At 58.3% G+C, this 12,484-nt stretch carries 9 protein-coding genes and 1 tRNA gene; 8 read left to right on the forward strand and 2 right to left on the reverse strand.

Going from position 1 to position 12,484, the window contains the following annotated elements; translation table 11 throughout:
• The 8 genes from F1529_RS03825 (at position 1) to tatC (ending at position 11,469) form a co-directional block, all read left to right on the forward strand.
• Positions 1-4,812 (forward strand): CshA/CshB family fibrillar adhesin-related protein, encoded by a 4,812-nt coding sequence (locus F1529_RS03825; RefSeq protein WP_155132250.1) that lies wholly within the window; start codon positions 1-3, stop codon positions 4,810-4,812.
• A gap of 118 nt (positions 4,813-4,930) precedes the next feature.
• Positions 4,931-5,122, forward strand: coding sequence for a DUF2065 domain-containing protein (locus F1529_RS03830; RefSeq protein WP_039926404.1), 192 nt, complete (start codon positions 4,931-4,933; stop codon positions 5,120-5,122).
• Entirely contained in the window at positions 5,123-6,298 is a 1,176-nt protein-coding gene (locus F1529_RS03835; protein ID WP_007149078.1) for an ATP phosphoribosyltransferase regulatory subunit, read from the forward strand. It abuts the gene before it with no gap.
• Positions 6,299-6,339: 41 nt separating this feature from the next.
• On the forward strand, positions 6,340-7,632 hold the full coding sequence (locus F1529_RS03840; protein WP_155132252.1) for an adenylosuccinate synthase: 1,293 nt from the start codon (positions 6,340-6,342) through the stop codon (positions 7,630-7,632).
• A 252-nt stretch (positions 7,633-7,884) separates the two neighbouring features.
• Complete coding sequence (locus F1529_RS03845) at positions 7,885-10,041, forward strand: PhoX family phosphatase (RefSeq protein WP_155132254.1); 2,157 nt, start codon at positions 7,885-7,887, stop codon at positions 10,039-10,041.
• A 176-nt stretch (positions 10,042-10,217) separates the two neighbouring features.
• Positions 10,218-10,445 (forward strand): Sec-independent protein translocase subunit TatA, encoded by a 228-nt coding sequence (locus F1529_RS03850; protein WP_155132256.1) that lies wholly within the window; start codon positions 10,218-10,220, stop codon positions 10,443-10,445.
• Positions 10,446-10,450: 5 nt separating this feature from the next.
• Positions 10,451-10,738: a Sec-independent protein translocase protein TatB gene (tatB, locus tag F1529_RS03855; protein WP_155132258.1), complete on the forward strand. Its 288-nt coding sequence runs from the start codon at positions 10,451-10,453 to the stop codon at positions 10,736-10,738.
• Positions 10,735-11,469 (forward strand): twin-arginine translocase subunit TatC, encoded by a 735-nt coding sequence (gene tatC, locus F1529_RS03860; RefSeq protein ID WP_155132260.1) that lies wholly within the window; start codon positions 10,735-10,737, stop codon positions 11,467-11,469. The genes tatB and tatC overlap by 4 nt, the downstream gene beginning before the upstream one ends.
• A gap of 581 nt (positions 11,470-12,050) precedes the next feature.
• Here tatC and F1529_RS03865 read toward each other — a convergent pair.
• Positions 12,051-12,293, reverse strand: a complete 243-nt coding sequence (locus F1529_RS03865) for a hypothetical protein (RefSeq protein WP_155132262.1) — start codon at positions 12,291-12,293, stop codon at positions 12,051-12,053.
• Positions 12,294-12,376: 83 nt separating this feature from the next.
• Positions 12,377-12,463: transfer RNA gene (locus F1529_RS03870), tRNA-Leu, on the reverse strand.
• Between the last annotated feature and the right edge of the window lie 21 nt (positions 12,464-12,484).

The following is a 12,484-nucleotide window of genomic DNA, read 5'->3' on the forward strand; positions in this document are numbered from 1 at the left end:
ATGCAGACAACCGGACCGAAAAAAAATAAAGGCAAGCTGGTTGCAGGGCTGCTGGCGACGCAGGCTTTGATTGTCATGCTTTTTGTCGGCCTGTGCCTGGTGAGTGGGACAGCAGACGCGATCAGTTTGCCGCTGAATGGTTCGCGGACAATCATTAGCGGCAGTGACTGTTCTCAGGCGACATACCGGTTTGGTACATCCGCAAGCTACGACGGTCAGGCGCTGGATGTTCTGGTTCAGGTTCTGCAGGAAGACAATGATCAGGCCGGGAGTTTCCAGTGCCTGGGGGTGGAAGAGGGGGTACTGTTTGCCAGTTTGCGTGACAAGGATAACGGCGAAAATATCGCCTATCAGGATTTGCGGTTAACAGTCGTTCGTCAGGGAACCACCACGCCGGTTGTTGTGGACCGGCTCATCGTTACCGGGTTCGATCTTGACAGAAACTCGGACAATTCACGCACAGGCAGTGATGACCTTTACTTCAATACCGGTGAAAAAACGCGTTCCTATGTGTCTGTTAACACGGAAACGACCGTTTCTTCATCGGCGTCTGGCGGCTATAACACGCGCATAAAAGGGCGGGACACGGACTGCACAGACGGTGCTGCCACCGTCGAACCTGAGTGCCGAGCCAGTGTGGTGTTTTCGGAAACATCCAATGCGTCTTTTCGGGTTCAGAATGATAATGCGTACGGAACAGAAGGGTCGTCGAGTACAACCCGGCGTGTTACCTATTTGTCTCTGCGTGTTGACGATTTCGATGATGTGGTGGACGGCAATACGGATTACGGCGATGCCCCCTCGCCCTATGTGGCTGCCCGACAGGCTGTTAGCAGTTTTCTCGGTTTGGGGGGCGGTTTGGTGGCGGACCATGAAGGCGCACAGCAAGCTAGTGCGGGAGCGGATGGTGATGACCTGGACGGGTCGGGAGGGGCGGTTGTCAATTTCGACGATGAAGATGGCGTTACCCTGGCCGGAAGCGCTCTGAATGATCAATCCATCTTTCCGGGGCAGCAAAGCGAACTGTCGGTGACCACATACGGTTCGGGTTACCTGAACGTCTGGTTCGACTGGAACCGGGATGGGGATTTCAGTGATGCCGGCGAGCGCATGGTATCCAATCGCCAGATCACCAATAACGGTGAAACATCCAGCGGCAATAATTCCTCCAATTTCGTTACGGTCACGCCTGTGACCATTAATGTGCCGGGTTCTGCTGCGTCCGGCGTGACCTATGCGCGTTTCAAATTTACCGAATCAACGAACCCCGGAGTGGGGGTGAATGGCGGCAATGGTGAGGTCGAAGATTACCGTCTGAATGTCACCTCCCAAACCTGTGATGCGGCAATCAGCGCAAACCTGTCGCTCAGTGGCAGTGCTACGCGAAATACCTCCAGTAATGAAATTACCCTGACCCAGGATAGTGGCAATCAGTCCGGCTCTGCCTGGTCACAGAACCGTATTAGTCTGCTTTCCCCCTTTACGGTGGAGTTTTCCATCTACCTGGGGACAAAAGACGCCAGTGGTGCGGACGGGATTGCCTTTGCCTTCCAGAATGACGATGCCGGCAGCAGTGCCACCGGTGTGTTTGGTGGTGCCTTGGGGGTGGGCGGTTTGGATCCGGCCGTGGCGGTGGAGTTTGATACCTATAGCAATGGCGGTGATTACGGCGATATTGCCAATGACCATACGGTTATTTATGACCCGGTTAACTATACCAGCAACAACGGTGGAGGAAGTCTGCTAAGTCCCGTGGTGGATTTGGGCAATATTGAGGATGGAGGTTGGCACACGGTATCGCTGGATTGGGATCCGGTCTCCAATCAACTGCAGTACCGTTTTGATGGTGCTTTGGTTGCTGTTGTGAATCGCGACTTTACCTCTCTGGATTTTGCCGGCGACCCGAATGTGTTCTTCGGCTTTACCGGCTCCACCGGGGGCTCCAGCAACCTGCAGAAAGTCTGTGTGATCGATGCTCCTCCCCAGGTGCTGGTTGATTACGGCGATGCGCCGGCCAGTTACCAGAACCCGTCTCATGTTCTGGTCGATGGCATTCAGCTTGGCGCTGATGTGTCAGAGGATGTGGACGGATACGCGGATGCCAATGCCGATGCAGACACCTTTGATGACGGGGTGACCTTTCCTTCCGTACTGCCGAGCATCAACCCGATTTCGGTCAGCGTGGAAGGTGATGGTGGCTATCTGCAGGCCTGGGTGGACTGGAACCAGGATGGGGATTTTGATGATGCCGGAGAGCAGATTGCCGAGGATCTTCAGGACACCGATGGCGATGGGCAGATCGATATTGTTGCCAGTGCGGCAACCGGCACAGTGGATGCCAATGATGTGATCACCCGTTTCCGCTGGTCAACCACGCCCTCCATCGACCCCTATGAAGGTGCGGATGATGGTGAAGTGGAGGACTACCAGGTGTCTACCCGGGCGGTGGTGAGCTGCCCACAGGGTTCCGAGGCCACCGGTGGCGGTATTGCCAGTGGCGGCGCCGGTGATTTTCGTGATGCGATCTATTGGCTGGATTGGTCCTGTGGTGCTCGCAATAACTACCAGGCCGGGGAAATTGTTCGCAAGAGCTGGGTGTTTGGTCCGGTGGAAATTCGCGCCACGCTGGACAACCTGACTGATGCGGTCAATGTCTATAACACCGGCAGCTGGTCTGGCGACCGCCTGGATGACCTTTATCAGGGCGTGAACCCCATCGGGTTGTCCAACACCAACGGGCTGGCGCCAGCGTTTGATATTGATTGGCAGGTTTACCTCAATGGTCAGCGGGTGCCGGCCGACATCATTGCGGCTGATGCGGAAGACACCGATCAGAACGAAAGCCTCACATGGGAAACCGATGGCCAGCCCTGGGAAATTTTCTCGGTGTCGCCTGCGTCGGACTTGAAGGTGCGCTTTGAAAATGCCAATCAGCGCATGGTGTTGACCACCGGCGACTTGCCCATTGGGACCGGCACGGTTCTGGGCTTAACCGAAGATGCCCGTCGCACCTCTCATATCGTGAATGGCTCTGGTGTCCAGGCGGTCGCGTTCGGGGTTTTCCTGCAGGTGGATCATGGTGATATTGCCGGTGGTTACCCGCAAAGCGGCGGCCATGTGTCGCGCAGGGACGCCACCGGTGGCAGCAAGCCCCAGACGGATACGGATGTGAATACACTCACCGTAGCCACCTTGCAGCCTGCCGTTCCTTACCTGGGGGATACCGGCCCGGACCCGGAAGATGCCGACCAGAACTCGGCCAACGCGGATGCGGATGGTCCGGAAGAAGACGGTGTCAGTTTTTCCCCACTGATTCCCGGCGGTAACGCGGTGATCTCGATCACTCTGACAGAACAGACTGCAGGCACCAATTTCGTGCAAGGCTGGATCGACTGGAATCGGGATAACGATTTTGACGATGCCAGTGAGCAGGTGGCTCTGAATGTGCGCGACAACGATACCCAGGACAGTAATCCGGCCAACGGCACCATTGAGCTGAGCGTATTCGTTCCGCCCGGTGCCTTTATCGGTGATACCTATGCCCGCTTCCGTCTGTCCAGCACGCCGGACGTGGCCGCTGGCGGTCAGGTGGTGTTCGATGGTGAAGTGGAGGATTACAAGGTCACCGTGGCCTCGGCCAATACGGCGGGGACGCTCTCGGGGTGGGTGTTCGAGGATAATGGTACCGGTGCGGTGGCGCACGATGGTGACAAGGGGGATGACGAACCCGGGCTGGCCAATCTGCCTGTGCGTCTCTACCACGATGCGGATGACGATGGTGTGTGCGCACAGACGGATACGGTGCTGGCGGAGACCACCACGGACGGCGATGGGGCCTGGGCATTGACCCCGCCGTTAGCGGATGTGGGCAAGAGCGCCTGCCTGCTGGTTCAGACCCCCAACGGTTATCAATCCATCAGCGAAAGTGCGGGCACCGCTGGTGGCAGCCTGGCGGTCGGTGCCGCCGATGACGACACCATGACCTTGTCGGTGCCCCCCAGTGGCACGGTGTGGAGCGACATCCTGTTTGGGGATGTGGGCTTGCCGGTGCTGGAGCCGGATCGCCAGGGGGTGGTCGATGCGGGCAACAGCCTGTTCTACGATCACCGTTTTAGCGCTCGCACCGCCGGCACCGTGGACTTCACTTTCGGGGCGGCTGACACCGTGCCCGCTGCCCCGGCCTGGACGGATACGCTCTATCGGGACAGTAACTGTAATGGTGTTCTGGACAGCGGTGAGGCCGCTCAGCCAGTCACCGGCGTTGCCGTGCAGGCAGGCGATAGCCTGTGTCTGCTGGTGAAAGTCTTCGCCCCGGCGGATGCGCCGCTGGAGGCGTTGCATGCCCGGCCGTTGCAAGCGACCCAGACCTTCACCGGCACCGCGCTGCAGGCCGGTGTGCAGGTGCGCGACACCACCCGCCTTTCTGCCGGTACGTTGTTGCTGCAGAAGCAGGTGCGCAACATTGGCCCGGACGGGCTGCAGGGAACGGCGGATGATGTGGACAGCAGCGATGGCACGGCCAACCAGGCAGCCCCGGGTGATGTGCTGCGTTATCGATTGGTGTTCTCCAACCAGGGCGTGCGGGCGCTGACCGAGGTAACCGTTAACGACAGCACGCCGGCCTTCAGTGCCCTGAATGCGGCCGCGGCCTGCCCGGCTGCGCTGCCGGCGGATTTGTCCGGTTGTAGCCTGAGTGCGCCGGATGGCAGCAATGGGCCGGGTTATGAAGGGGCTCTGCAGTGGCTGTTTTCCGGGCAGTTATTGCCCGGGAATCAAGGGGTTGTCAGCTACGATGTGCGGGTGAGTCCATAGCGGGCAGGTGCTGTTCGATCCATCCGCCGGTAACCTATCTGCCACGGGGAGACCGTGGTAGAATGCCGCAACCGGGCGCGCAGGCTCCCGGTTTTTTTGTGGCTGTCTGGCAGGAACAATGGATTTCAGTTTATTGATCAAGGCGCTATGTCTGGTGTTGATCATAGAAGGCCTTCCGCTGTTTCTGGCGCCTATGCGTGCGCGTCAGGCAGCACTTCAGGTGGCGCGTCTGGATGGTCGCCTGCTGCGAATTATGGGGCTGGTGCTCATGGTATTGGGTGCGGGCCTGTTATTACTGATGCGGTCGTAAATGATGAATCAGGAAGAACAGTGGCTACTGCCCGACGGGGTAGAAGAAGTCCTCCCGGGTCGCGCCCGGGCCATCGAGCAGCTGCGTCGTCAGACGCTGGATCTGTATCAGCGCTGGGGTTATGAACTCGTCTTCCCGCCGTTGATCGAGTTTATGGAATCCCTGCTGAACGGCGGTGGCCGTGATCTGGAGCGGGAAACCTTCAAGATTACCGACCAGCTCACCGGGCGCCTGATGGGGGTCCGTGCGGACATTACTCCGCAGGTGGCGCGTATGGATGCCCACAGTCTGCGCCGCAATGCGCCTTCCCGCCTTTGTTACTGCTCCAGCGCCCTGCGTACCCGCCCGGTCGTGGCCGGTGGCACGCGCCTGCCTTATCAGCTGGGCGTGGAGCTGTTCGGTCATTCCGGCACCGACAGTGACCTGGAAGTGATCTCACTGCTGCTGGAAACGCTGACCCTGTCAGGTGTGGACCAGCATGTGGTGCTGGATCTGGGGCACGTGGGGTTGTTCCGTGGCCTGCTCGACAGCTGCGACTTGAGTGACAGTCAGCAGAGCCAGCTGGAAGACATTTATGTCCGCAAGGCGCGGGTAGAGCTGGACACCTTTATTGCCAGCCATGATATGCCCGCCGCTGCCGGTAAAGCCCTGGCAGCCTTGCCCTGGTTGGCGGGGGGCGTGGACGTGCTGACCGAAGCACGGGCGCTGCTGTCGCCTTTCCCCGGCGCGCTGGCGGCCCTGGATGAGCTGGCCGTGCTGGTCGATGTGCTGGGTGCCCGCGGTGTGCAGTTGCACCTGGATCTGGGTGAGCTGCGCGGCTACCACTATCACACCGGTTGCGTGTTTGCGGCGTACCTGCCCGGTGAGAGTGAGCCGGTGGCCAAGGGCGGCCGTTACGATCACATTGGTGAAGTGTTTGGCCGGGCCCGTCCGGCCACCGGTTTCAGTGCAGATTTGAAGATGCTGGCGGAGCGGGCGGAATCCGCCGCGCTCACCGGTATTCTGGCGGAAGGTTCGCTGCAGGATGCGACCTTTGCCACTACGGTTTCCGCGTTGCGTGAGCAGGGTGAGCGCGTAGTGCTGGCCTTGCCCGGCGCCGATAATGATCCGGCCGAGCTGGGTTGCCAGCGTCGCCTGGTCGCCCAGGCAGATGGCTGGGTTGTGACCGACCTTTAAACTGAATTTCCTTTTTCCTGAACAGATGGCAGCAAGCAATCATGGGTAAGAACGTAGTCATTCTCGGCACCCAGTGGGGTGATGAAGGCAAAGGCAAGATCGTCGATCTGCTGACCGATCAGGCCTCACTGGTGGCCCGCTTTCAGGGCGGCCATAACGCCGGCCATACCCTGGTGATCGATGGCAAGAAGACGGTCCTGCACCTGATTCCGTCAGGCATTCTTCGTGAAGATGTGCAGTGCCTGATCGGTAACGGCGTGGTGCTTTCCCTGGAGGCTTTGCTCAAGGAAATCGGTGGCCTGGAAGATCAGGGTGTACCGGTACGCGAGCGCCTGCGTCTGTCGGCGGCCTGCCCGCTGATCCTGCCTGTGCACGTGGCACTGGATCAGGCCCGCGAAGCGGCCCGAGGCAACAAGAAAATCGGCACCACCGGCCGTGGCATCGGCCCTGCCTATGAAGACAAGGTGGCTCGCCGGGGCCTGCGCCTGGGTGATGTGTACCAGCGTGAGTTGTTTGCCGCCAAGCTGGGCGAAGTGATGGATTACCACAACTTCGTTCTGCGCAGCTACTACAATGCCGAGCCGGTGGATTTCCAGAAAACCCTGGATGAAACCCTGCAGCTGGGCGAAGACGTGCGCAGCATGGTCACCGATGTGACTGCTGTGCTGCACGGTGCCCGCGAGCGCGGCGAAAACATCATGTTCGAGGGCGCTCAGGGCACCCTGCTGGATATCGACCACGGTACCTACCCGTACGTGACCAGCTCCAACACCACCGCCGGTGGCACTGCCACCGGTACCGGGTTCGGCCCGCTATACCTGGACTACGTGCTGGGTATTACCAAGGCCTACACCACCCGGGTGGGCAGCGGTCCGTTCCCCACCGAGCTGTTTGACGAAAATGGCCGTTACCTGGCCGAGAAAGGTCACGAGTTCGGCTCCACCACCGGTCGCGCTCGTCGTTGCGGCTGGTTCGATGCTGTAGCGCTGAAGCGTTCTATCCAGATCAACTCCATCACCGGCCTGTGCCTGACCAAGCTGGACGTGCTGGACGGCCTGGAAGAAATCAACATCTGCGTGGGCTATCAGGATGCGGCCGGCAACTCGCTGGAGTGCGCCTGGGATGCGGATAGCTACGAAGAAGTGAAGCCGGTTTACGAAAGCCTGCCGGGCTGGAGTGAATCCACCCTGGGCGTGAAGTCGGAAGACGATCTGCCGGCCAACGCCAAGGCTTACCTGCAGCGCATCGAGGAAATCACCGGCGCGCCCATCGACATTATTTCCACTGGCCCGGACCGGGTGGAAACCATCATCAAGCGGCACCCGTTCGCCTGATCTTTATGCTGTTCCGCCATCGATGCCTGTGGGGGTCGATGGCGGAGCGGTTTATGTTTATTTCCCCTTCCGCTCCGCCCTGATTATTCCTCTCTAATTATTGTCTTTTGATAGACATATCCGTGCATTGAAAATGACACGGTCTGTACCCCTTTTTGTCATTCGTTCTGTCTAGTCTCGTTGACGAACTTTTACCGACCAATGGCTGGCTACTGCAGGCAGGCAACGAAAACAGAAACAGGGAGAATAGAGATGGGGCACCATCCCGTAGAAGACAGTAATCGTTCCGATAACACCTCCATTAATTCTGTGCTGGAGCAGCACGTTTCCCGTCGCCAGATTCTGCGCGGCGGCGCCACTGCGGCCACCGTGGTGGCTGGTGCCAGCCTGGTGGCCTGTGGTGGTGACAGCAGCAATCGCAGCAATGGCGGTGATACGGGTGGCGAGATGCCTGCCGAGCTGGGCTTTGCTTCAGTACCACGGTCACTGGAGGATCGTGTGGTGTTGCCTGATGGCTATCAAGCCAGTGTTCTGATCGCGAAGGGCGATGCATTGTTTTCAGGTATTACGGATTATCAGAACGATGGCAGCGGTGAAGATTTCGACAAGCGTTCTGGTGATGAGCATGACGGCATGGAGTTCTTCGGTTTGGGCGCCGACGGCACCTGGGATCCGAATGCGTCAGAGCGTGGTGTGCTGTGCATGAACCACGAGAACCTGGAAGATAGCACGCTGCACGAGAATGGAGTGACAGAGGCTGCCGATAACGGTGGTGCCCGTCCGCAAGTTGAAATTGACCGGGAAATTCTCGCCCACGGTGTGGCGTGCCTGGAAGTTATCAAGCAGGACGGTCAGTGGAGTTACGTAAAAGACTCGGTGTTCAATCGTCGAGTTACCGGCGCCACGGAAGCGGTCATTTCGGGGCCTTGCGCGGGGCTGGATGCACTGAAAACCAAGCTGAGCCCCGCCGGTGACAAGGGATTCGGTACCCTTAATAACTGTGCCAGCGGTCGTACCCCTTGGGGCACCTACCTGACCTGTGAAGAAAACTGGTTTTCATATTTCAATCGCAACGACGCGGCGGATGCACGCAGTGCCACCGAGAATGACCTGTTTGCACGCTATGGCATGGGGTTGGTGAGCAAAGGGTTCTCGTACCGGGAATGGGACACCGTCGCCGGCGACATGTACCAGCGCTTTAATATCAGCGCAACGGGGGCGGCGGCCACCGATGATTTCCGCAATGAGCCGAACACCTTTGGCTATATCGTGGAAGTTGACCCTTTTGACACCGCCAGCAAACCGGTCAAGCGGACCGCCATGGGCCGCTTTGCCCATGAAGGCGCGATCTTCGCTCCCGCCGAAGCCGGCAAGCCGCTGGTGTATTACATGGGCGATGATTCCCGCAACGAATATCTCTACAAGTTTGTCAGTGCCACCAACTGGGACCCGGCTGATGTGGGCATGGGTACGACTGCCGGCAACAAGTATCTGGATGATGGCAAGCTGTACGTGGCGGTCTTCAACAATGATGGCACCGGCGAATGGAAAGAGCTGAGCTTTGGGGTGAATGGGCTGGATGCAATGAATCCGCTTTACCCCTTCTCCAGCCAGGGGGATGTGATCCTGGCGACTCGTCTTGCCGCGGACCACGTTGGTGCGACCAAAATGGACCGCCCGGAGTGGGCTGCGGTCAACCCAATGAATGGAGAATGCTACCTGACGCTAACCAACAATAGTGGTAGCAACCGCACCCCTGATACCGTTGATGGCGCCAACCCGCGCACCTATGGCGGCTCAGGCGGTAATCCCAACGGTCATATTATCCGCTGGCGCGAAGAGGGCGGCGATCATAGTGCCACCAGCTTCGATTGGGATGTGTTTCTGTTCGGCGCTCCTGCCGACAAGGATGCTCAGAGTATCAACCTGTCCGGCTTGACCGCAGACAATGATTTCTCCAGCCCGGATGGTTTGTACTTCGATCAACGTGGCCTGCTGTGGATTCAGACCGATGACGGTGCCTACCGCGATACGGTGAACAACCAGATGCTGGTGGCTATACCGGGTGAAGTGGGTGACGGCGGCATGCTGACGTTCACCAATGACTTCGGTGACGAGGAAAATACGACGTTTGTTGGTAAAGACGCGTCGGCGGTGAACCTTCGCCGTTTTCTGGTCGGCCCGAAAGGCTGTGAGATTACCGGTATCACTATGACTCCCGATGCTCGCAGCTTGTTCATTAACGTCCAGCACCCAGGAGAAGGGGGCTCTGCAGGCAACTTCAATACGGATGTGAGCACCTGGCCAAACCCGAATGGCAATGCCTTGGCGCTGGGTAATGGTGCCAGTCGGCCCCGCTCCGCTACGATCGTGATCACCCGTGAAGACAATGGTGAAATCGCTTTGTAGGTTGCAACCGCGAGACTAAAGCCGTCCACACCCTTGTGGACGGCTTTTCTTGTTGTGGCGCCTGCTTTCTGAAAGGCAAAAGGTGTCACCAAGATAGCGTTATGTTGTCATCCCGAAGTCATGGAAAACCATGACAATGCAAGTCATATCCCATCAGAAAAACGCAGGTAAAATTCATGCTTTCCGGTATTGGTATCTGGCAACTTCTTATCGTTCTGGCCATCGTTATTATGCTGTTTGGTACCAAGCGTATCCGCAGCCTTGGTTCTGATCTGGGGGGCGCTTTCAAGGGCTTCCGTGATGCGGTAAAGGATGGCGAAAAAAACTTGAAAACTGAGCAGGATGATCAGGCGGCACTGGTATCCAGTGATATGGAAAAACAAAAAGACGCGGTGCGGAGCTAACAGTCATGCTCGACTTCGGTTTCATGGAGATACTGCTGATCTGTGTGATCGCGCTGGTCGTGCTGGGGCCGGAAAAGCTGCCGAGATTGGTGCGAACCCTGGGGCAATGGGTGGGGCGAGGCCGTGGAATGGTAAAAAAAATGCAGCAGCAGCTGGAGAGCGAAGCGCGCAATCTTGATATGAAAGAACGCCGTGAAAAAATCCAGCGTGAGCTTGCATTATTGCAACACGAGTCTGCCGGGCAGGATGACAGAGCGAAACGGCTACCGGCGAAAAAAGTGGAATCCGCATGAGCACCATGCCGTTGACTCGGCACTTGCTGGAGTTGCGCCAGCGACTACTGCGTTCAGTGGTTGCCATCGTGCTGGTTTTTATTCCCTTGTTCATGTTTGCCGGGGAGGTTTACACCAGCCTGGCGCAGCCCCTGATGCAGGCGCTGCCTGAGGGTGGCAGCATGATTGCCACCGATGTGACCGGGCCGTTTTTGGTGCCATTCAAGTTGGCGTTATACCTGAGCATGTTGCTGGCGATGCCGTTTCTGTTGCACCAGTGCTGGAGTTTCGTGTCGCCGGGGCTCTATCGTCGCGAAAAAAAGTTTGCGCGACCGTTATTTTTTTCCAGTGTGTTGTTGTTCTATCTCGGCGCATTCTTTGCCTGGTTCGTGGTAATGCCTTTGTTGTTCGCTTTCTTTGTTTCGGTTGCCCCGGAGGGGGTTGCCGTGATGACGGACATAGGCGCTTGGCTTGGATTCACCATGACTTTTGTGATGGCGTTCGGGATGGCGTTTGAGTTGCCGGTTGTTGTCGTGCTGCTTGTGGCATCCGGTATCACTACGCCCGCTGCGTTGTCAGGGGCTCGGTCCTACATTGTGGTGGGCTGCTTTGTTGCCGGCATGCTGCTTACGCCACCGGATATTATCTCGCAGAGCTTGTTGGCTCTTCCCATGTGGTTCCTTTTTGAAGTGGGCCTGCTCTGTTCTCGCTGGGTGCAGCCAATGGCCAGTGATGGCGAGGCGCTATCCTGATGTTTGTCGGCGCAGCAAGGGTTGCGAGAGCCATGCGTGGTGGATGGGTTTTGCTAACGTGGGGCTTGCTGGGGGTTGCTGCATCCCTTCAGGCGAATTGTCTACCCGGTGATGGTTCGGTGGTGCATGCCCGATATCAGGTTAGTGCCGGGGATGGGCGCTATCTGGTGCAGATGGTATTGCCCTCAGCGCGCCCGGATTGGTTGGTGCCGTTGCTGGGGAGTGAAGAGACCGTGGCGCCTCCTATGGTGGTATATCCTCAACAAGCAGTGCCGCAGGCACCTGTGCTGTTCGCTCAGTTATTGGAAGCAAGGGGGCAGGGACGGGGCAGAGAGATGCTTGAACGGGCCGGTTTCCAGCTCAAAGACGGTGCTGCTGGCGTTGTGTTGGGCTGCCCGGTGCAAGTCTTTGTCCACGCTTCAGGGGAGGATGTGTTGTGGGTGCCAGCGGTGAGTCTGCCGGTGCGAGTGTCGACCGGGAGAGCCGGAGGCGGGGATGTTCAGTGGCAGCTATCGTATCTTGAGCGCCGCTCCCCACGGTGAGGAGCGGCTGAAGATAGCAGGCAGTCTGGCTTGCGGGGGTTATTTGCGGCGGGTAATCACAATCAGTGCCACGGTGACGCCGACCACGGCGATGGGGAAAAACAGCAGGTAGCGTTTGCGGCGGGCTTCTTTCTCCCGGTGAGCATCGGCCTGCTGAATGGTCGGGTGGACGGATTCGGTGGCTTGCACCGTATTGTCCGGTTTGGCGTAGGTGGCCACGGGGGCCAGGGCGAGGCCACAGGCCAGCACAAGTGCAGCGATCACGGGGCGAAGGAGTGTCATATGGACCTGCGCTATCAGTGATTGGGGGTTGGGCCGGGCCCGAAACGAAAAAGGGCCCCCGTCTGGGAGCCCTCTTTCTTAATTGGTGCCGAGGAGAGGACTTGAACCTCCACGCCCTTGCGAGCACTAGCACCTGAAGCTAGCGTGTCTACCAATTTCACCACCTCGGCTTCGCTATGCGTGGGCTAAAT

This window comes from Alcanivorax sp. VBW004, from assembly GCF_009718865.1.
GTDB lineage: Bacteria > Pseudomonadota > Gammaproteobacteria > Pseudomonadales > Alcanivoracaceae > Alcanivorax.

What these genes read in the sequence shown, in the direction of transcription:
- F1529_RS03825 (WP_155132250.1), top strand. Translation starts at nt 1, where the DNA reads ATGCAGACAACCGGACCGAAAAAAAATAAAGGCAAGCTGGTTGCAGGG.
- F1529_RS03830 (WP_039926404.1), top strand. Translation starts at nt 4,931, where the DNA reads ATGGATTTCAGTTTATTGATCAAGGCGCTATGTCTGGTGTTGATCATA.
- F1529_RS03835 (WP_007149078.1), top strand. Translation starts at nt 5,123, where the DNA reads ATGATGAATCAGGAAGAACAGTGGCTACTGCCCGACGGGGTAGAAGAA.
- F1529_RS03840 (WP_155132252.1), top strand. Translation starts at nt 6,340, where the DNA reads ATGGGTAAGAACGTAGTCATTCTCGGCACCCAGTGGGGTGATGAAGGC.
- F1529_RS03845 (WP_155132254.1), top strand. Translation starts at nt 7,885, where the DNA reads ATGGGGCACCATCCCGTAGAAGACAGTAATCGTTCCGATAACACCTCC.
- F1529_RS03850 (WP_155132256.1), top strand. Translation starts at nt 10,218, where the DNA reads ATGCTTTCCGGTATTGGTATCTGGCAACTTCTTATCGTTCTGGCCATC.
- tatB (WP_155132258.1), top strand. Translation starts at nt 10,451, where the DNA reads ATGCTCGACTTCGGTTTCATGGAGATACTGCTGATCTGTGTGATCGCG.
- tatC (WP_155132260.1), top strand. Translation starts at nt 10,735, where the DNA reads ATGAGCACCATGCCGTTGACTCGGCACTTGCTGGAGTTGCGCCAGCGA.
- F1529_RS03865 (WP_155132262.1), bottom strand. Translation starts at nt 12,293, where the DNA reads ATGACACTCCTTCGCCCCGTGATCGCTGCACTTGTGCTGGCCTGTGGC.